20 protein-coding genes are annotated in these 20,665 nt (G+C 43.5%); 11 read left to right on the forward strand and 9 right to left on the reverse strand.

Features of this window, described 5'->3' with window-relative positions; translation table 11 throughout:
- Nucleotides 1–35: 35 nt before the first annotated feature.
- The 4 genes from D3P12_RS01115 (at nt 36) to hemW (ending at nt 4,903) form a co-directional block, all read left to right on the forward strand.
- Nucleotides 36–701, forward strand: a complete 666-nt coding sequence (locus D3P12_RS01115) for an ACP phosphodiesterase (protein WP_118193264.1) — start codon at nt 36–38, stop codon at nt 699–701.
- A gap of 312 nt (nt 702–1,013) precedes the next feature.
- Nucleotides 1,014–2,405 (forward strand): SLC13 family permease, encoded by a 1,392-nt coding sequence (locus D3P12_RS01120; protein ID WP_118193265.1) that lies wholly within the window; start codon nt 1,014–1,016, stop codon nt 2,403–2,405.
- Nucleotides 2,406–2,427: 22 nt separating this feature from the next.
- Nucleotides 2,428–3,744 carry an MATE family efflux transporter gene (locus D3P12_RS01125; protein ID WP_118193266.1) on the forward strand — a complete coding sequence of 439 codons (1,317 nt, stop codon included), beginning with the start codon at nt 2,428–2,430 and terminating at the stop codon, nt 3,742–3,744.
- A gap of 28 nt (nt 3,745–3,772) precedes the next feature.
- Entirely contained in the window at nt 3,773–4,903 is a 1,131-nt protein-coding gene (hemW, locus tag D3P12_RS01130; protein ID WP_118193267.1) for a radical SAM family heme chaperone HemW, read from the forward strand.
- Here the strand turns inward: hemW and D3P12_RS01135 are convergent, their stop codons facing one another.
- Nucleotides 4,904–6,229, reverse strand: a complete 1,326-nt coding sequence (locus D3P12_RS01135) for a 3-deoxy-D-manno-octulosonic acid transferase (RefSeq protein WP_118196921.1) — start codon at nt 6,227–6,229, stop codon at nt 4,904–4,906. It abuts the gene before it with no gap.
- Between the two features lie 129 nt (nt 6,230–6,358).
- On the opposite strand from D3P12_RS01135, the gene D3P12_RS01140 reads away from it, so the two are divergent.
- The 3 genes from D3P12_RS01140 to rfbB are packed head-to-tail and all read left to right on the forward strand — an operon-like array spanning nt 6,359 to nt 9,443.
- The gene (locus D3P12_RS01140; RefSeq protein WP_118193268.1) at nt 6,359–7,339 is read left to right on the forward strand and encodes a UDP-glucuronic acid decarboxylase family protein; all 981 of its coding nucleotides are present in this window, start codon (nt 6,359–6,361) and stop codon (nt 7,337–7,339) included.
- 11 nt (nt 7,340–7,350) lie between these two features.
- The gene (gene galE, locus D3P12_RS01145; RefSeq protein WP_118193269.1) at nt 7,351–8,388 is read left to right on the forward strand and encodes a UDP-glucose 4-epimerase GalE; all 1,038 of its coding nucleotides are present in this window, start codon (nt 7,351–7,353) and stop codon (nt 8,386–8,388) included.
- A gap of 5 nt (nt 8,389–8,393) precedes the next feature.
- Nucleotides 8,394–9,443: a dTDP-glucose 4,6-dehydratase gene (gene rfbB, locus D3P12_RS01150; RefSeq protein ID WP_118193270.1), complete on the forward strand. Its 1,050-nt coding sequence runs from the start codon at nt 8,394–8,396 to the stop codon at nt 9,441–9,443.
- Between the two features lie 51 nt (nt 9,444–9,494).
- Here rfbB and D3P12_RS01155 read toward each other — a convergent pair whose 3' ends face one another.
- The 5 genes from D3P12_RS01155 to dacB all read right to left on the reverse strand — a co-directional run bounded on the left by D3P12_RS01155 (nt 9,495) and on the right by dacB (nt 15,525).
- Nucleotides 9,495–10,742, reverse strand: a complete 1,248-nt coding sequence (locus tag D3P12_RS01155) for an ABC transporter permease (protein ID WP_118193271.1) — start codon at nt 10,740–10,742, stop codon at nt 9,495–9,497.
- Nucleotides 10,743–10,800: 58 nt separating this feature from the next.
- A complete protein-coding gene (locus D3P12_RS01160; protein WP_118193272.1) occupies nt 10,801–12,099 on the reverse strand; it encodes a metallophosphoesterase in 1,299 nt (432 codons plus the stop codon).
- A gap of 9 nt (nt 12,100–12,108) precedes the next feature.
- The gene (gene hemH / locus D3P12_RS01165; RefSeq protein ID WP_118193273.1) at nt 12,109–13,143 is read right to left on the reverse strand and encodes a ferrochelatase; all 1,035 of its coding nucleotides are present in this window, start codon (nt 13,141–13,143) and stop codon (nt 12,109–12,111) included.
- Between the two features lie 71 nt (nt 13,144–13,214).
- Nucleotides 13,215–14,063: a 4-hydroxy-3-methylbut-2-enyl diphosphate reductase gene (locus D3P12_RS01170; RefSeq protein WP_118193274.1), complete on the reverse strand. Its 849-nt coding sequence runs from the start codon at nt 14,061–14,063 to the stop codon at nt 13,215–13,217.
- A 43-nt stretch (nt 14,064–14,106) separates the two neighbouring features.
- Nucleotides 14,107–15,525, reverse strand: a complete 1,419-nt coding sequence (gene dacB, locus D3P12_RS01175) for a D-alanyl-D-alanine carboxypeptidase/D-alanyl-D-alanine endopeptidase (RefSeq protein WP_118193275.1) — start codon at nt 15,523–15,525, stop codon at nt 14,107–14,109.
- Nucleotides 15,526–15,641: 116 nt separating this feature from the next.
- Between dacB and D3P12_RS01180 the strand changes: the two genes are divergently transcribed.
- Nucleotides 15,642–15,827, forward strand: a complete 186-nt coding sequence (locus D3P12_RS01180) for a hypothetical protein (RefSeq protein ID WP_118193276.1) — start codon at nt 15,642–15,644, stop codon at nt 15,825–15,827.
- On the opposite strand, the gene D3P12_RS01185 is transcribed toward D3P12_RS01180, so the two are convergent.
- The 3 genes from D3P12_RS01185 to D3P12_RS01195 are packed head-to-tail and all read right to left on the reverse strand — an operon-like array spanning nt 15,824 to nt 18,141.
- Nucleotides 15,824–16,435, reverse strand: a complete 612-nt coding sequence (locus D3P12_RS01185) for an RDD family protein (protein WP_157970235.1) — start codon at nt 16,433–16,435, stop codon at nt 15,824–15,826. The genes D3P12_RS01180 and D3P12_RS01185 overlap by 4 nt on opposite strands.
- A 16-nt stretch (nt 16,436–16,451) precedes the next feature.
- On the reverse strand, nt 16,452–17,414 hold the full coding sequence (locus D3P12_RS01190) for a LiaF transmembrane domain-containing protein (protein WP_157970236.1): 963 nt from the start codon (nt 17,412–17,414) through the stop codon (nt 16,452–16,454).
- Nucleotides 17,415–17,436: 22 nt separating this feature from the next.
- The gene (locus D3P12_RS01195) at nt 17,437–18,141 is read right to left on the reverse strand and encodes an SDR family oxidoreductase (RefSeq protein WP_118193279.1); all 705 of its coding nucleotides are present in this window, start codon (nt 18,139–18,141) and stop codon (nt 17,437–17,439) included.
- Between the two features lie 82 nt (nt 18,142–18,223).
- On the opposite strand from D3P12_RS01195, the gene D3P12_RS01200 reads away from it, so the two are divergent.
- From D3P12_RS01200 to D3P12_RS01210, 3 genes are read left to right on the forward strand one after another with little or no spacing between them, the layout of a single operon-like run.
- A complete protein-coding gene (locus D3P12_RS01200) occupies nt 18,224–18,958 on the forward strand; it encodes an MlaE family ABC transporter permease (protein ID WP_118193280.1) in 735 nt (244 codons plus the stop codon).
- Nucleotides 18,959–18,980: 22 nt separating this feature from the next.
- Nucleotides 18,981–19,733: an ABC transporter ATP-binding protein gene (locus D3P12_RS01205; protein ID WP_118193281.1), complete on the forward strand. Its 753-nt coding sequence runs from the start codon at nt 18,981–18,983 to the stop codon at nt 19,731–19,733.
- A gap of 12 nt (nt 19,734–19,745) precedes the next feature.
- On the forward strand, nt 19,746–20,660 hold the full coding sequence (locus D3P12_RS01210; protein WP_118193282.1) for a class I SAM-dependent methyltransferase: 915 nt from the start codon (nt 19,746–19,748) through the stop codon (nt 20,658–20,660).
- The last annotated feature ends 5 nt before the right edge of the window (nt 20,661–20,665 follow it).

Below are 20,665 nucleotides of genomic sequence, written 5' to 3' on the forward strand. Positions count from 1 at the left end.
CGTGCTTTTTCCTATCTTACCCCTGAGGAGCAGATATGAATTTTTTGTCGCATTTCTACTATACACAATCTACAGCAAACCCCTACTATACCATGGGGGCTGTACTACCTGACCTCTTCAGAAATCATCACCACGATTGGAAATTTCATGAAATAGACGTAGTTCCGGATGGCGACGATATGAGTTGGCTTATCAAGGGCTGGTTGCTGCATATTGAAGTTGACCGTATCTTCCATAGCTCTGCGCCATTTTCAGCACATACCTCTCATCTGCGGAAGAAACTTGTCCATGTTTTCACGGAGCCTCCCAAGCGTCCTTTTTTTCTCGCCCACATCGGCTACGAGCTTATTCTGGATGCGCTGTTAATCCAAAATAAAAAAGTGATTGCCGCAGAGTTTTACCAACAACTAGAAAGCTGTGACCCTTCCGTCTTAGATCGATTTATGGTTCAACTCGGCGTTCAGGATACGGGAGGCTTTCATAAATTTTTAAAAAATTTTATTGAAAGCCGTTACTTAGGAAATTATGACCGCCCGAAGAGCCTGGTCCACGCCCTCGATCAAATCGGCCGCAGAGTCTGGGTCGAAAAATTCACTGACTTTGAAACTAAGAATACAATCGAAGCGATCGATTCGACAATGAAAGAACTGAACCCAGCTTTTATCGATGTATTTCATTGGGTTGAAAAACGTCTACTCTGAATAAGTTCGCTTATCGAAGCGCTGAACTATAGAACGGAAGAAACAAAAATCACTTTCAAGTATCTTGGTGAAAACTTGTAAAGGGTATTTAACGATTAATTGCCTAATGATTCCCTATTACTCCCGTATAAATCGACGAAAATAGGGATATATCAGCAAATAACTCGGCAATAATTCGCCTATGGATCCGAACAAGGTCTTAAGAGGATTTAAATAAAACGCATTATGCATATTGAATGATTGTTATTTTTTTATATCTTCAAACCCGATTAATCGAGGCCGTATTTTGCAACGACCTATAACGAGCAACTCATGATTAAGAAAAATTTGAAGACGATCAACTTCATTGTTGGTCCTTTGCTCTTTTTGCTTGTTAACTTTGTTCCTTTCGAGGGTCTATCCCCACAAGGAAGAGCCGTCTTAGCCTGTACAATATGGGTCGCTTTCTGGTGGATTACCGAAGCAGTTGAACTTCCTGTTACGTCGATCCTTCCAATTATTATTTTCCCGCTGTCGGGTGCGTTAACAGTCTCGGAAACGACCAGCTCCTACGGGAATCCTTATATCTTTTTGTTTATGGGCGGCTTTGTAATCGGATTGGCAATAGAACGTTCAGGTCTGCATAAGCGTATCGCTTTTAATCTTATCAAGATTGTTGGAACCAGCGAGAAAAAAGTAATCTTAGGCTTTATGGTGGCTACGGGGTTCCTATCCATGTGGATATCCAATACGGCAACGGCAATCATGATGTTACCAATCGGTATTTCTGTTGCCAGCCATTTCGGCGATCGGCAACCTTTTTCTAAAAACCTGATGTTGGGTATCGCTTACGCTGCTTCCATTGGCGGAATAGGCACGTTAATCGGCACACCGCCCAATATTATTTTAGCCGGAATTGTAAAAGAATCACTAGGCTACGAGATTTCTTTCTTAAACTGGATGTTGTTTGCGACGCCGTTTGCTGCTATTCTCTTGCTGGCCACTTGGTTTACCTTAACAAGGTATACAACCGAAAAAGATACCGAGCCGGCAAACTATGGACTAGACAGTCTGGGTAAAATGTCGCTTGTCGAAAAACGGGTGGCTGTTGTGTTTGTATTGGTGGCCTTCCTGTGGATCAGTCGGTCATTTCTTTGGAATGGTATTTTACCGATGTTGGACGATACCATCATCGCGATCGTCGGAGCGATGATGATGTTCACCGTCCCGGCAGGCGATGGCAAAGGTCCGCTTATGAATTGGGAGGCAGCCAAGAAAATACCTTGGGATGTTCTCCTTCTCTTTGGAGCCGGCTTGGTCATTGCCCATGGCTTCTCGAGCACGGATCTGACCGTCTGGCTCGGAGAGCATTTTGCTTATCTTGATTTCCTACCGGTGGCCGTCTTTACAATTCTGATTATTGCAGGCATCAACTTTTTAACCGAAATCACATCCAATACAGCAACGGCCAGCATGATCTTGCCGGTGCTGATTACCATCGGCATTTCGTTGAATATGGATGTACTGCCGCTGCTAGCGGGAGCGGCTATTGCGGCCTCTTGCGCATTTATGATGCCGGTTGCCACACCACCGAACGCCATTGTCTTTAGTTCGGGAAAAGTGACAATCCCTGAGATGATCCGAGCCGGATTTGCCTTAAATATTGCAGCAATTATTTTGGTATTTGTTTTCGTTCAATTTATATGGGGATTGATTTTTAAGTAAAATCCTTAGATTTGGCCGCAAGATGAAAAATCACTTGGCGATTGCCAAAAAAGCCTTTCCCATCATATTGGCCAATGCAAGTGTACCTCTGTTGGGACTTGTGGACACAGCTGCTATCGGCCATACCGGCGGCGCACAAGAGATCGGCGCTATTGCTTTAGGTGCGCTCGTGTTCAGCTTCCTATATTGGGGATTCGGTTTTCTGAGAATGGGCACGACAGGTTATGTTTCTCAGGCTTTTGGGGCAGGGAAACATGATGAAATACGCAATATTGGGCTGCGTTATGCGGTGATAGCATTGGGGATTGGCATTCTCTTTATTTGTTTACAGCAACTCATCCTACCCGTCGCCTTACATCTTTTGGATACAAGTGTTTCCATTAAACAATTGGTGGGCGACTATTTCTATGTGCGAATTTGGGGTGCACCTGCAACCTTATGCACCTATGCCCTGCTGGGTATTCTTATCGGTTTAGGTGAAACCAAAAAGCTTCTCGTCTTGCAATTGGTGCTGAATGGACTAAACATTATCCTGAATGTAATTTTCGTTGTTTTCTTAGGGTTCGGTGTTAAAGGCATCGCCTTGGGAACCGTATTAGCTGAATGGACTTCCCTCTTTTTCGGAATATGGATGGTGTGGCAGATTCTCAACCGCTTATCGCCGACCCTTCAGAATATTCATTGGAAAACACTGTTTAATAGGCAGGAATTCGGTCAAATGATGCAAACCAACGGCAATATTATGATCCGTACACTGGCTCTTTTATTCGGATTTGCATGGTTTACCAACCGCGGAGCTGGTTTTGGAGATGGCATTTTAGCAGCTAATCACATCCTATTACAATTTGTATCACTGTCGGCTTTTTTTCTCGACGGTTATGCTTATGTTGTCGAAATGATGGTAGGTCGAAACCTGGGCGCGCGAGATGAACGTGCTTTCCAAACTGAGTTAAAGCTTGCAAATGAACTCGCTGGTGCTACGGCGCTGGTTTTAGCTTTGCTGTTCTTCTTTGGAGGCAACCTGGCTATCAATGGTTTAACGACGGATGTCACCGTCCGAGGTTTCGCCTATAGCTACCTGCCGCTAGCATGTCTTTATATTTTTACTTCCTTTTATGCATTCCAATTGGACGGCGTGTTCATTGGTGCCACGTTGAGCAAAGAAATGCGAAATGCGAGTATCGTCTCCGTTATTGTGTTTTTGGCTAGCAGTCTATTGTTAAGCCACTATCTGGGAAACAAAGGGCTGTGGATTGCTTTTATCATATACGTATCTGTCAGGGGTATAAGTCTGCATTATTATATGCCGAGGGTGAGGAAGTTATTTCACTCCCAATAACTCATATTTTCATCTTACCTTTGTTTCTATGGCCGGCATTTATATCCACATCCCTTTCTGTAAACAAGCATGTCATTATTGTGATTTTCATTTTTCGACGTCCATGAGGCATAAAGATGATATGGTTAGCGCTATTTTACAGGAAATTGAATTGAGGAAGAATTACTTAGAAAATACGCCAATAAAGAGCATCTATTTTGGCGGCGGTACGCCCTCTCTCTTGTCGTCGCAGGAAATCAATCGTATAATTGATATGATTTATCATACCCAACAGGTTGAGAATACTATCGAAATTACCCTCGAAGCCAATCCGGACGACCTGACTGCGGAAAAAGTTAAAGATCTCCGCGGCACTCCCGTTAACCGCTTCAGCATCGGTGTCCAATCCTTTTATGAGGAGGACTTGAGGTGGATGAACCGTGCTCATAATGCACAGGAAGCTGAAAGCTCGATTAAACGTGCTCAGGATGCGGGCTTTACAAACATTACGTGTGATCTGATCTATGGTTATCCGCTATTGTCAGATACCAAATGGATCAATAATATCGACCGGATGGCTGAATTTGAAGTTCCCCATCTTTCTGCTTATAGCATGACAGTGGAACCTCAGACCGCTCTTGGCGCCTTCATCCGGAAAGGAACACAACAGCCGATGAACGAAGGACAAAGCGCCGATCAGTTTATTCTTTTGATGCAGAAAATGGGGGAAAATGGATACGAACAATATGAAATTTCGAACTTCGCTCGAAACCAACAGTACTCAAAACATAATACCAGTTATTGGCAAGGGGTACCTTATATAGGCATAGGCCCTTCTGCCCATTCGTTCAATGGAAGGGAGCGACAATGGAACGTAGCTAACAACATGAAGTACCTGCAAGCTTTGGCAGACAAACAAATACCTGCTGAAAAAGAAATCCTAAGAGAATCAGATAAGTTCAATGAATATATCATGACCTCGCTCCGAACCAAATGGGGGGTCGATTATGCGTATCTGGAGAAAACCTTTGATTCTGATTTTCTCTTAGAAATGCGCAAGCCTTTAGATATGTACATCGACAAAGGAAAAATTGAAAATAAAGAAGGTCACTATGTCTTAACAGAACAAGGCAAATTAATCGCAGATCAAATCGCCTCTGATCTTTTTATCACATTCTAGTTAAGGAAGCCTATCTTCGATAAAGTTCACGATTCGTTCCGTTGCCCCGGCTTGCTGCTGAACATAGCCGACTGCACGGTTCCCCGCTTCGATGCGCACTTTATAATCCATCAATTCATCCATCACAAGTATCAGCTCCCGTTCATTACTGATTGAGTAAGCCGCTTTAGCCTGAATTAAATCTTTCGCTTCCTGAAATTTATGGTAATTAGGACCGAAAATAACGGGCATGCCATAGGCTGCTGCTTCAAGCGTATTGTGAATACCCGCACCAAATCCGCCACCGATATAGGCAATATCGCCATATCCGTAGAGTGAAGAAAGCATACCCACATTGTCAATAATCAAAATCGGGGCTTTATGCTCTGGGATCGTGTCAGCTTCTGTGTCCGTATCGTGGTAAATTAAATCCATGTCTATTTCCCGTTGCCTCGATTGATCCATCTTTAGCTGCTCTTTATGCATATGATCACTCAGCTCAGAAAATAAAACAGCCATAGAAAACAACTTACGAGTGTAGTCGACACTCTCTTTGCTTACTTCATGCGGCGCAATGATCAACTTCCAATCAGGAAATACCTGATGAAATGCTAATAGCCTTTCCAAATCTTGTGGCCAGGTACTGCCCGCGACCATTACCCGATGCCCCGTTGCAAAATAGGAAATGACCGGCAACTCACGAACATTCTTCGAAACAGCAACCACACGATCGAACCGTGTATCTCCGCTCAACGTAGCATTTTCCAGACCAATCCGATTTAATAAGCTGATACTCTCTTGGTTTTGTACAAAAAAATGAGAAACATAGCTTAGAATCTGTCTGAAAATTCCGCCATACCATTTGAAGAACACCTGATCTGGGCGATAAATCGCTGAAACCATATACAACGGTATATTCTCTCGTTTTAGTTCACGGAAATAAAACAACCAATAGTCATATTTCGTAAAAAAGACCATTTCCGGGTTAATCAACTCGACAAAACGCTTGGCGTTTGAGGCTGAATCAGCAGGCAAATAAAAGACGTGTTCGGCCAAAGAATAGTTTTTGCGAATCTCATAGCCAGAAGGCGAGAAAAACGTAATAATGATAAGTTTATCCGGAAAACGTTTTTTAAACTCTTCGAGTACTGATCGCCCTTGTTCAAACTCGCCAAGGGATGCAAAATGGAACCAAATATGTTTTTTTGACGAATCTACATCGCTTTCAATCTTCTCCAGCAAACCCTTCCGTCCGTCCACCCACTTCCTTGCCTTTTTACCAAAAATAGCACCGATTCGAATCAGGAAATGAAAAAAAGAAATACCAATGCTATATAATAGAGTCATAAAAAGAACCAATTATTATTTTTATTGAAAGAACAGTTAAAAATACAAATGTTTGTAATAAATTTAATATTTTGTTTTTGCCAAATTAATTACCTTCGCCAAAGGTAATCATTATAATAAATCTTCATTATGGATAAAAAACGGATACTAATAACAGGCGCAGCGGGCTTTTTAGGCTCACACCTTTGCGATCGCTTCATTGCGGAAGGCTTCCATGTCATTGGCATGGATAATTTAATCACCGGCGACCTCCGGAATATCGAACATTTGTTCCCGCTGGAAAATTTTGAGTTCTATCGGCACGACGTTTCTACCTTTGTTCACGTTCCTGGAAAACTCGACTATATCCTGCATTTCGCCTCGCCTGCCAGCCCGATCGATTACCTAAAGATTCCGATCCAGACCTTGAAGGTAGGCTCCCTCGGAACGCATAATCTGCTGGGTCTTGCCCGGGCAAAAGGTGCACGAATTTTAGTTGCATCTACATCAGAGGTTTATGGGGACCCGACAATCAGTCCGCAAACGGAAGATTACTGGGGTAATGTCAATCCTGTTGGCCCGAGAGGTGTATACGATGAAGCCAAACGCTTTCAAGAAGCCATTACCATGGCTTACCATACTTTCCATAATCTAGAAACACGAATTGTCCGTATATTTAACACCTACGGACCAAGAATGCGGTTGAACGATGGTCGCGTATTACCCGCTTTTATCGGCCAGGCTCTTCGCGGTGAAGATTTGACCGTGTTTGGCGATGGGACACAAACTCGTTCATTTTGCTATGTAGACGATCAGGTAGAGGGAATATTCCGGCTCTTGATGAGTGATTATGCACAGCCCGTCAATATCGGCAACCCTGATGAGATCACCATTAATCAGTTTGCTGAAGAAATTATCAAATTAACTGGCACAAAACAACGCGTGGTTTATCATGCCCTGCCGGTAGACGACCCCAAACAACGCCGCCCTGATATCACCAAGGCAAAAGAGTTACTTGATTGGACACCAAAAGTTGGCCGAAAAGAAGGGTTGAAAATCACCTATGAATACTTTAAATCCTTACCGGAAAAAGAAATCAATCATAAGGACTTTTCATATTACAATAAATAAAAACAGATAAAATGAAGAAAATTTTGGTAACCGGCGGAACCGGATATATTGGATCACATACAGTTGTTGAACTCTACGAAGCTGGTTATACTCCAATTATCGTGGACAATCTTTCTAATTCCAATATTGGTGTTCTAGGACAAATTGAAAAGATTACGGGTAAGAGACCGGCTTTCCACAACTTTGATTTATGTGACGAACAAAAAGTAAAAAAGTTCGTCAGCGACAATCCTGATATTGAAGGGGTCATCCACTTCGCAGCCTACAAAGCTGTCGGGGAGTCGGTAGAAAAACCGTTGAAATACTACTACAATAATTTCTTTTCGTTGATCAACCTGCTCAATGCATTTTCGGGCAAACGCACGAACTTTGTCTTTTCATCCAGCTGTACGGTATATGGTCAACCAGATGAACTGCCCGTTACGGAAGCGGCTGAAGTTAAGAAGGCCGAGTCTCCATACGGAAATACCAAGCAGATTGCTGAAGAGATCTTAAGTGAAACTGCAGCTAGCAATCCGAATTTCCGTATCCTTTCGCTCCGTTATTTCAATCCGGTCGGCGCACACAAAAGCGCCCTGATTGGCGAGCTACCACTTGGTGTTCCTCAAAACCTAGTCCCTTTTATAACGCAGACGGCAATTGGCAAACGTGAAAAGATTACGGTATATGGAGATGACTACAACACAGCAGATGGTTCAGCTATCCGCGACTACATCCACGTAGTCGATCTGGCAAAAGCACACGTGGCTGCTATTCAACTACTAGAAAAAGACTCAACCGGTAAAAATTACGATGTATTCAATATCGGAACGGGGAACGGGACGTCGGTGCTCGAAGTAATCCATGCCTTTGAAAAAGCAACCGGAGAAAAATTAAACTACCAGATCGGCGCTCGCCGAAGTGGTGACGTGGAGCAAGTATGGGGAGACGTAACCAAATCGACAGAGGAGCTGGGATGGAAGGCAGAACTCGATATCGAGGAGATGATGCGCTCTGCCTGGGCTTGGGAAGTATATCTAAAAAATGAAAATCCATTTGATACGGAGTAATAATCATGAAGAAAATTATTGTGACGGGTGGAGCAGGGTTTATCGGCTCTCATGTGGTTCGCCGAATGGTGAACACCTATCTAGATTATGAGATCATCAATCTGGACAAGCTCACCTATGCAGGAAACCTCGAAAACCTAAAAGATATTGAAGGCAGACCCAACTACCGCTTTGTGAAAGGTGACATTGTGGATGCTGAATTTATCAACAAGCTCTTTGAGGAAGAGAGACCAGATGGGATTATCCATCTGGCTGCGGAATCGCATGTTGACCGCTCCATTAGCGACCCTTCTGCTTTTGTGATGACCAACGTAATTGGCACCGTGAACCTGCTTAATGCAGCCCGCAGCACTTGGGAGGGTGCTTATGATCAGCATCGTTTCTATCATGTATCGACCGACGAGGTTTACGGGGCACTAGGGGCAGAAGGCTTCTTTACAGAAGAAACGAGCTATGACCCCCATTCACCCTATTCGGCATCCAAAGCAAGTTCCGATCATTTCGTGCGTGCTTATGGTGACACCTATGGACTCGATATTGTCATCTCGAACTGCTCCAATAATTATGGTTCTCATCATTTCCCGGAAAAGCTGATACCGCTGGCAATCAATAATATCAAACACAGAAGACCTATTCCGATCTATGGAAAGGGGGAAAATGTACGTGACTGGCTTTGGGTAGAAGACCATGCCAGGGCAATTGACCTGATTTATCATCAGGCGACGTCCGGAGCGACCTATAATATCGGTGGACATAATGAATGGACGAACATTGATCTAATCCAACTACTTTGCCGGGTGATGGATCAAAAACTAGGACGCTCCGAAGGTGAGTCTGCTAAACTTATTACCTATGTCACCGATCGCGCAGGGCATGACCTTCGCTATGCTATCGACTCCAGCAAATTGCAAAAGGACCTGGGATGGAAACCCAGCATTACCTTTGAAGAAGGTTTGGAGAAAACAGTCGACTGGTTCCTGGAAAATGAAGAATGGTTGGAAAGAGTGACCAGTGGACAATACCTTGATTATTACAAACAACAATACAAAGGTTAAGCAGAAAATATAATGGAACCGTGAAATAAGGGATCGCTGGTATGCGATCCCTTATTCATATCGGAGAGCCTCTACGGGATCCAATTTAGAGGCTTTTGAGGCTGGATAAAAGCCGGAAATTATTCCTACGATAACACAAACACCAATTCCAACAACGATCCATATCCACGGTATCAGGAAGCTAGCCTCTAGGACAAGAGCGACAGCATTGCCAATAATTAAACCTAAAAGAATTCCAGCTATTCCCCCCAAAATACAGATCACAATTGCTTCCGTCAGAAATTGGCGACGGATTAGCTGAGGTGTAGCCCCTACTGCTTTACGCAACCCAATTTCCCTTGTCCTTTCGGTTACTGATACCAGCATGATATTCATTAAGCCGATCGACGCCCCAACCAGTGTGATCAGCGCTATAACGATTGCCCCCATGGTTACATAAGCTAAATTGCTCATTAAAGCCTGAACAATTGCGTCGCTCTTCGTAATCTCAAAATTATTTTCCTGTTTCACCGCCAGGCCGCGTATGTTTCTGAACAAAGCAGTAGCCTCTCCAATCCCGGCATCCATCATTTCCGGACGGCTCATCATGACCGTAATCGTATAAGATGGTCGCGTCGCCGGCATGATGGCTCTGGCACGGGCAAGCGGGATAATCGTCGTATTATCGCCTCCCATACCCGCACTGGAACCTTTCTCTTCCAATACGCCAATAATGGTAAAGCGCATATTCCCAACGGTTATAACTTTATTGAGCGGATCTTCATTCTGTTTAAACAGGCTGCTTTTTATCTTGGTGCCGATAATCACGACATTGCTTCCCAACTCCAATTCCCTCGGTGTAAAATTTCGCCCCAAAGCCAATTTATATCCACCTGTTTGGAGAAAGTTAACATCTCCCCCTTGTACGGAAATATTGGGATTGGTCTTTTCACTTTTGTACTTTACGGTAGACCCGCCAGTTACAAAGACTTTGACAGAAACGGTGGATGGGAAACTGAATTCATCTCTGAACCCCACTGCATCTTCGTACGTGATATTCGGATAATTTTTCGGTCGTTCGCCCTGCCCTCCAATACGGATATTGAGCCCTCTATTCTGAATATTAAAGGCACTGGAACCCATGGCAGAGAACGATTCGGTCATGGATTTCTCCATTGCGTCGATCGAAGTCAGGATACCGACGAGGGCGGTGATACCGATCGCAATAATCAGCGCAGTTAAAAATGTACGCAGGCGATTGCTGCTGATGGATTGCAGCGAGATCTTAACCGTTTCACGTAAGGACATTTTTACTGCCATAAAAATATTGTTTTACGTTAGACAGTCCTCGTATAAGAATGTTACAGGAAGAGAACGATTAGGCTGGTTTTTCTCCGCTTTGAAGTTCAAACACGGTAATTTCTGGTAAGATACCCACTCGACCTGGGTAACCCAAGAAGCCAAAACCGGTGTTGACATAAAGCTGCTGTTGACCCTCCTGATACAGTCCGGCCCATTCCTTATAGATATATTGCACAGGACTCCACTGGAAGCTCTTCGTTCGCACACCAAACTGCATTCCATGGGTATGGCCACTGAAGGTAGCATCCACATCTGGATGATCCAGTACTTGTGCACGCCAATGCGAAGGATCGTGAGACAGTAGCAACTTAACTGGCATATCCTCGCTCCCTTCCAAAGCCTTTTTCAGATCACCGTACTTCGGAAACCTACCACCCGCACCCCAGTTTTCAACTCCAATAATTCCAATTTCCTCATTGCCGACTTTCAACTTTCGGTTTTCATCCAACAGCAGGTCCCATCCCATTTCGCGTTGTGTATTCTTTATCAGTTCCAGGTTTCTAGCTTTCGCCGGCGAGGGCTCATGACCGAAATGATACTCACCATAATCATGATTCCCCAAAATGGAATAAATACCTAAAGGTGCTTTCAGTTTACTAAAGATATCTTTATAGTCTTTCAATTCAGAAGCCAGGTTATTGACTAAGTCGCCCGTAAAAAAAATAACATCGGGCTTCTCGCCCAAAACCTTTTCAATACCGCCTTTTACTGCTTTTTGATTGTAAAAACTTCCTGAGTGAATATCCGACAGTTGCACAATTTTCATCCCATGAAAAGCTTTTGGCAAATTCGGCAAGTGCAGCGTTTGTCGTCGGATCCGATAATCATAAGCTCCGGAAACAATTCCCCAGCTCAACGTTGTAAAAGGCACTGCAGCCAGAACGATCCCTGTCTTAGCAAGAAAATCCGAACGGGAAATACCTTTCTTTTTTTCATTCAATAACGCCCCTTCTTCCGGTAACCGATCACTTGCTGCTTTAGTTAGTGGTTCTCCTGAATCTTTCTCTTTGTTAAAAAGCCTTCTAGTTAACCATAAACCACCGCGACGGACATCATCGACCAAGAAAACCAGACCGAAAACCAATTTGGAAACAAAGGTTATAAAAAAAGCGACGAGGACGATTGACCGGATTGTCAAACGTAGATCTAGATACACAGTCGCTATAATTCCCAAAAATAAGAGAACAGAGTAAACCCACCATAGAATAGAAAAGAGCTTGGTTTTCGCCCACTTGATATTGGTAGCACGCAGAGCTTTATAGATGTAGATATCTAAAAAAAGGAGGATAAAGGAGTTTAAAACGATAAATCTCATGAATGTTTCTTAGTCAAGGATTTGCTTTTCCTCTTTCAATACAAAATTTTTTAAGATATCGACCCAACGCGGATCGTCATTCAGGCTTTCTACCAATTGCACTTTTTCACCTCCCGCTTCCACAAATTCTTCTTGGTATTCTACTGCTATTTCGTAAAGAGTCTCTAGGCAATCAGCAACGAAAGCCGGGCAAAACACCAGTAAACGCTTTTTACCTTGTTTAGCCAGCTCGTGAATCCGTTGACTGGTAAATGGTTCTATCCATGGTTCTTTTCCCAAACGCGACTGGAAACTAACCGTATATTGATCTTTATTCAGACCTAGGTTTTCAGCAATCAGTCGTGCCGTATCGTGGCACTGTGCAGAATAGCAAAAAAAGTTTTGATCAGTTAACGTTTGGCAACAGGTCCCGTTTTTCAGACAATGTTGCTTCGTATGGTCTGCTTTCAGCAATTGACGTTGAGGCAAACCATGAAAGCTAAAAATTACATGATCATAATTTTCAATACCGTGTTTACGACCATTGTCTGCGAAAATATCAATCATCTCAGGCAGGTCGTGATAGGAGTTCATAAAGCTTATTTCTGGAATCACCAGCCATTTGCTGACAATCTCCATGATCTTCTGATGAACGGAGCCCGTTGTTGCCGAGGCATATTGAGGGAACAAAGGAATTACCTGGATTGACTTTACATTTTGGGCTTTTAGCTCGTTTAATGCTGACTCAATAGACGGTTTCTGATAGCGCATCCCCAATGCAACAGCATATTCATCACCCAGCAATTCTTGCAACCTCTCTTTATTTTGCATACCATAAATCAATAAAGGAGAACCTTCATCAGTCCAGATAGCCTTATAAATCTTAGCTGACTGCGGGGCGCGGAAAGGAATAATTGCACCGCGAACCAATAGGTTTCTGGGAATTGGCTTAATATCGATTACTCGTCCATCCATTAAGAACTCATCCAGATACCTGCGAACATCCGGCACCGAGGGGCTATCCGGCGTACCCAGATTTACTAACAATATTCCTTTTTTCATCATGGCACAAAGTTACTAAAACCAAGAAATTAAGATGTAAACTTTAGACAATCAGCGATAAATATGACCTAAAATCAATATTTCTCGAGCACATCGCGAACACTTTCCATCAACCACATGGGCGTTGATGTCGCGCCACAGATGCCTACACGATCATTCTCCTCAAACCGAGAGGGATCCAATTCGCTCGGATCGGATATAAAATAGGTATTAGGATTACTTTTCAAACACACGTCATAAAGAACCTTTCCATTAGAGGATTTCTTACCTGCTACAAAAACAACCTTATCGAACGCCTCAGCAAAGCTCCCCAGGTCTTCATACCGCGTAGAAACTTGTCGGCAGATCGTATCATTAGCACGAACATCATAACCTCTCCGCAAAAGCTCGTCTTTAATCTCGTAGAACTTATCGGTACTCTTGGTAGTTTGGCTGTAGAGCGTGAATTTCTTTGGAAGATCCACGTGATCCAGCTCAGCAATATCCTGAAAAACGATCGCTTCTCCATTCGTTTGCCCCTGAAGACCTATCACCTCTGCATGTCCATGTTTCCCAAAGATCAATACCTTTTCTTTCTCATCAAAAGTGGTTTTGATGCGATTCTGAAGTTTCAATACTACAGGGCAAGAAGCGTCAATCAGCGTGATGTTATTTTCCAGTGCTATTTTATACGTTTCAGGAGCTTCACCGTGGGCACGGATCAGCACCTTCTCGTTTTTCAGGTTGGGCAGATCGTCGTGACTGATAATCCGTAGACCTTTATCCTTTAGCCGAACTACTTCCTTATCATTATGCACGATATCGCCCAGACAGTACAAATAACCGTCCTCTTCCAAAATCTCTTCGGCCATATCAATAGCGTAAACTACGCCAAAACAGAAGCCTGAATCTTTATCGATTGATACTGATAGATTTAATCCCATGACATACAAAGGTAAACAATTGTGCTCATATATCGTTGGTGCACTATTTTAAGGCATCCAACATTTTAAACATTTTCAGACGCATCGGCTGCGAGCCCCCCATATGGTTATTGATTAAGAACGAAAACACGAGTGGCGTTCCGTCTGGAGCGGTGTGATAGCCTGTATAACCTAAAACCCCGCCAATTGTACCGCTCTTCATTTTCATGTTATTGTAGGTTGGCATATTCTCATAGTAGCTGCCAAACCAATTTTGTTTTTTTGCATGCAGTAAGATTTTCGCCATTGCCATGGTTGTCACCCGACTTTCCGGCGACAAGCCGCTACCATCTTTGATCTTTAATGCTCCTTCCCCTTCACCAATCAGCTCACTCCAAAACTCCTTTTCCCAATCCGTCGCCTCGCTGGTTTCCGGCTCCGAGCCTTCTTGCAGAGCCGCCGTTTTCAGCAGAGCCTCACCGTAAAGGTTGATGCTGCGTTTCATAAACCAATAGCAAATCTGGCTGAGGGTCGGCGAGAAATACCGATCTAACAAAGTTGTTTCCAATGGAATAGTTTCTCCTTCTGATTTCATCAGGAAGGCTGTATTTGCAGGCTCTTCTACAGAAACACCTTCTTTCTCTAAAGCCGCCTGCAATGACCAGGCAGCATCCAGCGCACCGTCCGGAACGGATATCTCAATCTGTTTATTAAGATCCGATGCATATGTACCCCTTAAAACAATGAACGAAGAATACGGCGCTGAAAATGCATAGACACGATCACCCGTACCCGGTTTGCCGATCGTCACCTCGTTTATAATTTTCAAATAAGGCTTATCCGGGTCTGTACGCTGTAATGGAGCTGGGTCACCTACCCTCCCTTTTCCCGATAAGATAATCTTAAACTTGTTCTCGCGCCAATTCAACGATGAAACACCCGAGCCATAATACTGCCCCATATCGATCCAAGTCCACCCACTAGGTGCCATATGGCCATTAAATAAAATATCATCCCCGATAACCGATCCGTTAATTTTCTTTATACCTGCACGCTTAATAGCAGCCACCCACTGTGCAAGAATATCTTCCGGTTTGGTTTCATCAAAATTCTCACTACCCAATGACGGGTCGCCCGTACCTTGGATGATCACATTGCCGTTCAGCACGCCCGCCCCATCAATCGTTCCGCTGTAGCGTAAACTGGTTTCGTATTTATAATTACTCCCCATTATCGAATAGGCTGTCGCAGTTGTTATCGCTTTCATGGTTGAGGCCGTCGCCAAGCCTGTCCCTTCGTTCTTCGCATACATCACCTCGCCCGTATTGCCATTCAATACCGTAATGGAGGCTATCCCATACTTCATATTCGGCTCCCGTTCAAAAGCTTCAAACGCATTTTCGATCTTTTGTGCCAAGCCTTGAGCCAAAGCAGCATGGGTGAATAATAGGAGACCAAAAACTAAGGTAGTAAGGTATTTCATATATTAATTATTAGGAATTTCAGTAAAAATACAAATTAGCGTCCGTCTAAGATACATTTTTCTTTTAGGCATAAAAATTGCCTTTGGCTGTATAATAAATCTTTAATCATCACGCTATGAATGTAAAAAGAACATTTGGAACCATTCTGACGATACTCGGAATTATCGGGCTCATATATGTAGGTGTACAATTTGTACAACGCAGTGAAGCCTATCGAGAACTACTCGTGGTCGGGATTATCGGCATCATCTTCTTTTTCTCGGGAATCGGATTGGTTCGCAATACCAAAGACGAAGCCTAAATCAATCGATCCTTGATCACCAATGTATTGGCTAATTTATCGTGCCAACACTGTTGTTTGCGATTAAAGAATCCGAGCAGGAAACCCAAGCCCAAACTAAGAAAACCCAATAGTTTCCCGATATTACGTAACAGCGATTTCGGGAAACTAATCGGACTACCTTTAACATCACATACCTTAATTCGTAAAACCATCTTCCCCGGACCGCCTTGATACTTTGAGCATTCCATGAACAAGGAAATGAAAAACTGAATAGGGATAATAGAAATCAAGCCCAGCAAAGCCAGCGTCATTCGCTGTTCCGGTGGCGCAAAACCGAGAATGGGTACTAAAACCAAAATACAATAGACAGCGAAAGCCAAAAAGAAATCAATCGCCCAAGCCAGCAAGCGCACATCCAAAGTCGCAAAATACTGCGGCTCCGCAGCCTGGTACTCTACCTCCAGCAGCCTGCTTAATTCTGGCAGCTCCCGTAATTCTTTAAAATCTGCGGTTCCTTCCTCTTTGATAAAATCACTGGCTCTTAAATGCAGTAAACGCAATTCAGCCAGACTATAAGGTTTACTCGGCTTCCCCTGCTGAACAATCAAATAACGCTTCTCTTCCACAAACACCCTTCGTCAATCAATATTGTTTCACTTTTACACTTGACAATCCACTTTCAATATTGATGATATAGCGTTTGTCGGCTGAATTATAATTACCCGAAACATAAGAACCATCTTCCTGCTTACTAAAACCATCGAGGTTCTTTGAAGAAAGAGCAGCCTCCATGATAATCCGACAAGCCGCATCTTTCGGAACTTCCAGTTCGAAACTGGCCAGGCCGCCTTCAAAATTAATTTCTGAGTCTTTCTTTTGCGGCATCCCCACTTTCATTTTTACGCTGGCCACTCCACCCTCAATCGACAGGCTTTTCAATTTATACGGACTCAAATCAAAACTTGCCGAGCCTGCACCAATTTCCAGGCTAATGTTCCAGATCGGGTTAGCATTCAAATGCATTGTAACAGAATTGGAGCCGTTATCCTTATCTGTACGCTTCCCATCTTCGTTTGACATTTTGAACTCCAGATCCGCGCGGTTCCCCGATCTCACTTCCTTTAATGAAAAGTTAGAAAAACTCGACTTGGCATCCGCGGAAAACAATTGATCCGTTGGCTCCCCGATTCGGTAACCCACTGCCCCTCCTTCAATAGAGAGATCAGCCTCTTCAATAGCCGGATCATAAGGTTGCTCAAAATGTTTACTTGCCGCCGCCGAGCCGTCTGCTTTGGAACTGGAGGAGTCCCATTCGAAATCATTGTTATGATCATTAAAGACACGATCAAGAAAGCTCTTGTTTTTAGGAACGGTAAGTCCCTGATAGGTAAATAAAGCAAGTACTGCAAGCGTCACGAAAACCATAATATAGCGACTTTCATTCTTTTCAGGCAGCAAATAGCCCACTCCGATCAAAATAATCAACACTGGCCAAAGAGAAAATACGGCCGACCAATTAAAGTTAATATATCCCAAATTTGAGAACAGGAGAATAAACCCGACAAACAGGACCACCATTCCCCAACTTATTCGTTTAGCATTCATAAAAATATTTTTAGGTTCGCTGCTAGATCTGGCCTTTTATCGGCCGAACTACTACTTCATCCACATTCGCGCCCTCGCTCATGGAAAGTACAGACATCACAGCTTTGGCTATATCTTCCGGCAAAACAAATTCCTTTGCCGGAACAGTTGTACCCTCCCACGACGAAGTTAAAGTTGACCCAGGGACAATCTCTGTTACTTTGACCCCATGCTTCTTCAACTCTTCACGTATGATATTTGTTAGACCTGCCAAGGCAAATTTTGTTACAGAATAAGAAGCTGCCGTTGGCACTACCTCTCTGGAAGCCACCGAAGTAACGTTAAAAATATTTCCCGACCCATGTTTCTTCATCACCTTACCAATGGCTCGTGACAAAGCGTGCGGAGCGAATACATTGATCTGCATGTGTTGTTTCAAAGCACCCGGTTTTTCATCAAAAAAGCGTCCCGGAACAAAGAGGCCTACATTATTTACCAGCACATCGATCTGGTCAAATTCTTTTTCTACCCAGTAAATTAAATTATTCACCTGTTCCTCATCAGAAAAGTCACATACTTGGGTATACACTTGCACCTCGGCATTCACTTTCGCTATTTCTTTTGCTATGCGATCCAGATCATCCTGATTTCGGGCGCAGATGATCAGATTATAACCGTCGTTGCCCAAGGCCAAGGAAATTGCCCTGCCCATTCCTTTTGTCCCACCGGTAATCAATGCTGTTTTCATATTTTTATGCTCAGTTCTCAGCTTTTAAAAATTAAAATTACAAATTTTAAAACATTATATTTATGCCAAGATATTGTTATTTATGTTTTTTACTTACTTCGGCAAATACCTAATTCTTTTAAAAAAGGTTTTCAAGAAACCTGAAAAATGGAGCATTTATTGGAAAGAGATCATCCTGAACATGAATAACATCGGTGTTGGCTCGTTGAGTCTGGTCGGTATCATTTCAACTTTTATCGGAGCTGTAATGACCATGCAAATTGCCTTCCAGCTCGTGTCTGATCTGATCCCTTCTTCCATTATCGGGCAAATCAACCGTGACTCCAGTATTTTGGAGCTAAGCCCGACCATCACAGCGCTTGTCCTTGCCGGGAAAGTGGGTTCATCTATTTCCTCACAAATCGGCTCTATGCGCGTTTCAGAACAGATTGATGCGCTTGAAATTATGGGGATCAACGCCCCGGGTTACTTGATCTTACCAAAGATCATAGCGGGTATCACCATGGTTCCTTTATTGGTTATTGTATCTATTTTTCTGTCGCTCGCTGGCGGACTTATGGGAGGAGCCTTGTCCGGAGCTGTTACACCAGCGGAATACATCAACGGTATTACGAGTGATTTTAATGGCTATACCGTTTCAGTGGCTCTCGTGAAAGCCTTTGTTTTCGGCTTTATCATCACCTCGGTTTCCGCTTTTCAAGGATTCTATGTAGAAGGTGGCTCCCTGGAAGTAGGCTATGCAAGTACAAAGAGTGTGGTGGTGAGTTGTATTACCATCTTAGCTTGTGATTATATTATTACGGCTGTAATGTTATAAAGAATTAATATCCAATAGATACATGATTGAGATCGTAGATATTTATAAATCCTTTGGTGACAATGAAGTTTTAAAAGGCATATCCGCTACCTTTGAACCCGGCAAAATCAGCCTGATTATTGGTGGATCGGGTTCTGGGAAAAGTACACTATTGAAGTGCATGGTAGGCCTACATAAGCCCAATGCGGGCAGGGTCTTATATAACAAAGCCGATTTTACCCGTATGTCTTTTGATGACCGCATCCCCATCCGAAAAGAAATTGGTATGCTCTTCCAAAATTCAGCACTCTTTGACTCGATGACAGTTGAGCAAAATATCATGTTCTCCCTGGATATGTTTACTGACATGAGCCGGAGTGAGAAAGTCGATCGCGCCAACTTCTGTTTGGAGAGAGTGAACCTAAAGGGAACCAACGACCTATATCCAGCAGAACTATCCGGTGGTATGAAAAAAAGAGTAGGTATTGCTCGAGCCATTTCTATGACCCCGAAATACCTGTTTTGTGATGAACCCAATTCAGGTCTGGATCCACAGACATCGATCCTGATCGATGAGCTGATCCAAGATCTAACTGAAGAATTCAACACCACAACAATCGTTGTAACCCACGATATGAACTCCGTTATGGGTATTGGTGATTACATCTTGTTCCTCTATAAAGGCCAGAAGAAATGGGAAGGCTCCAACAAAGAAATTGCACATACCGATATCAAGGAGCTAAACGATTTTGTATTTGCCAGCCCTTTTATGAAAGTTGCTAAAAATAGTTTTTAATTAGCTTATCACATGGCCGGGACATCCAACTCTTTACTGACCACACCTAGTGAGTGGATCGACTATCAACTCATTGACAGTGGTAATGGCGAAAAACTAGAGCGTTTTGGCTCCATCACGCTTATCCGCCCTGAGCCGAACGCCAATTGGCCCAAATCGCTGTCCGGTGAAGAGTGGCACCAAAGGCATCATGCACGTTTTGTTGCTCGCTCCAGCACCCAAGGCGAATGGGTTAAAAAATCCAAGACCAACCCATCCGACTGGCAGATTACTTATCAAGTCGGACCCATTGACATCAAATTCAGACTAGCGCTTACCAAGTTTAAACATGTCGGCATTTTCCCAGAACAAGCGGCCAACTGGCAATATATAGCAGCTTCTCTGCGTAAGATGAAAAGTCAAACACCCAAAGTGTTGAACCTCTTCGCCTACACCGGAGGCGCTTCCCTAGTTGCCAGGGCCTGTGGGGCAGATGTGACCCATGTCGACTCCATCAAGCAAGTAGTTAGCTGGGCTAATCAGAACCAGGAATTATCCGGGCTTAAGGATATCCGCTGGGTTGTTGAGGATGCTTTTAAATTCGTGAAGCGTGAAACCAAGCGCGGAAATGGCTATCATGGGATCATCCTTGACCCTCCGGCATACGGTCATGGGCCCAAGGGTGAACGATGGAAACTGGAGGATCAGATCGAAGAAATGATTGAACAGGTTATCACGCTATTGGATCCCAAAGAACATTTTTTTATTCTAAACACATACACGTCCGGGTTCTCATCGGAGAATATTGAAAAATTAATTAAAACACATTATCCTCAGGTCCGCAACCTGGAAACCGGGGATCTATACCTACGGCCATCCGGTAAACATTCAACTGGCAAAGAAAAACTGATCATGAGCAATTATGGTCGTTTTAGAAAAATCCTATAATCAAC

Source organism: Pedobacter indicus (assembly GCF_003449035.1).
Classification (GTDB): Bacteria; Bacteroidota; Bacteroidia; order Sphingobacteriales; family Sphingobacteriaceae; genus Albibacterium; species Albibacterium indicum.

Coding starts and splice junctions, on each gene's coding strand:
- galE (WP_118193269.1), top strand. CDS start 7,351: ATGAAGAAAATTTTGGTAACCGGCGGAACCGGATATATTGGATCACAT.
- D3P12_RS01170 (WP_118193274.1), bottom strand. CDS start 14,063: ATGGGATTAAATCTATCAGTATCAATCGATAAAGATTCAGGCTTCTGT.
- dacB (WP_118193275.1), bottom strand. CDS start 15,525: ATGAAATACCTTACTACCTTAGTTTTTGGTCTCCTATTATTCACCCAT.
- D3P12_RS01135 (WP_118196921.1), bottom strand. CDS start 6,229: ATGACTCTATTATATAGCATTGGTATTTCTTTTTTTCATTTCCTGATT.
- D3P12_RS01115 (WP_118193264.1), top strand. CDS start 36: ATGAATTTTTTGTCGCATTTCTACTATACACAATCTACAGCAAACCCC.
- D3P12_RS01195 (WP_118193279.1), bottom strand. CDS start 18,141: ATGAAAACAGCATTGATTACCGGTGGGACAAAAGGAATGGGCAGGGCA.
- hemH (WP_118193273.1), bottom strand. CDS start 13,143: ATGATGAAAAAAGGAATATTGTTAGTAAATCTGGGTACGCCGGATAGC.
- rfbB (WP_118193270.1), top strand. CDS start 8,394: ATGAAGAAAATTATTGTGACGGGTGGAGCAGGGTTTATCGGCTCTCAT.
- D3P12_RS01190 (WP_157970236.1), bottom strand. CDS start 17,414: ATGAATGCTAAACGAATAAGTTGGGGAATGGTGGTCCTGTTTGTCGGG.
- D3P12_RS01155 (WP_118193271.1), bottom strand. CDS start 10,742: ATGGCAGTAAAAATGTCCTTACGTGAAACGGTTAAGATCTCGCTGCAA.
- D3P12_RS01160 (WP_118193272.1), bottom strand. CDS start 12,099: ATGAGATTTATCGTTTTAAACTCCTTTATCCTCCTTTTTTTAGATATC.
- D3P12_RS01200 (WP_118193280.1), top strand. CDS start 18,224: ATGTTTTTTACTTACTTCGGCAAATACCTAATTCTTTTAAAAAAGGTT.
- D3P12_RS01180 (WP_118193276.1), top strand. CDS start 15,642: ATGAATGTAAAAAGAACATTTGGAACCATTCTGACGATACTCGGAATT.
- hemW (WP_118193267.1), top strand. CDS start 3,773: ATGGCCGGCATTTATATCCACATCCCTTTCTGTAAACAAGCATGTCAT.
- D3P12_RS01205 (WP_118193281.1), top strand. CDS start 18,981: ATGATTGAGATCGTAGATATTTATAAATCCTTTGGTGACAATGAAGTT.
- D3P12_RS01120 (WP_118193265.1), top strand. CDS start 1,014: ATGATTAAGAAAAATTTGAAGACGATCAACTTCATTGTTGGTCCTTTG.
- D3P12_RS01140 (WP_118193268.1), top strand. CDS start 6,359: ATGGATAAAAAACGGATACTAATAACAGGCGCAGCGGGCTTTTTAGGC.
- D3P12_RS01210 (WP_118193282.1), top strand. CDS start 19,746: ATGGCCGGGACATCCAACTCTTTACTGACCACACCTAGTGAGTGGATC.
- D3P12_RS01125 (WP_118193266.1), top strand. CDS start 2,428: ATGAAAAATCACTTGGCGATTGCCAAAAAAGCCTTTCCCATCATATTG.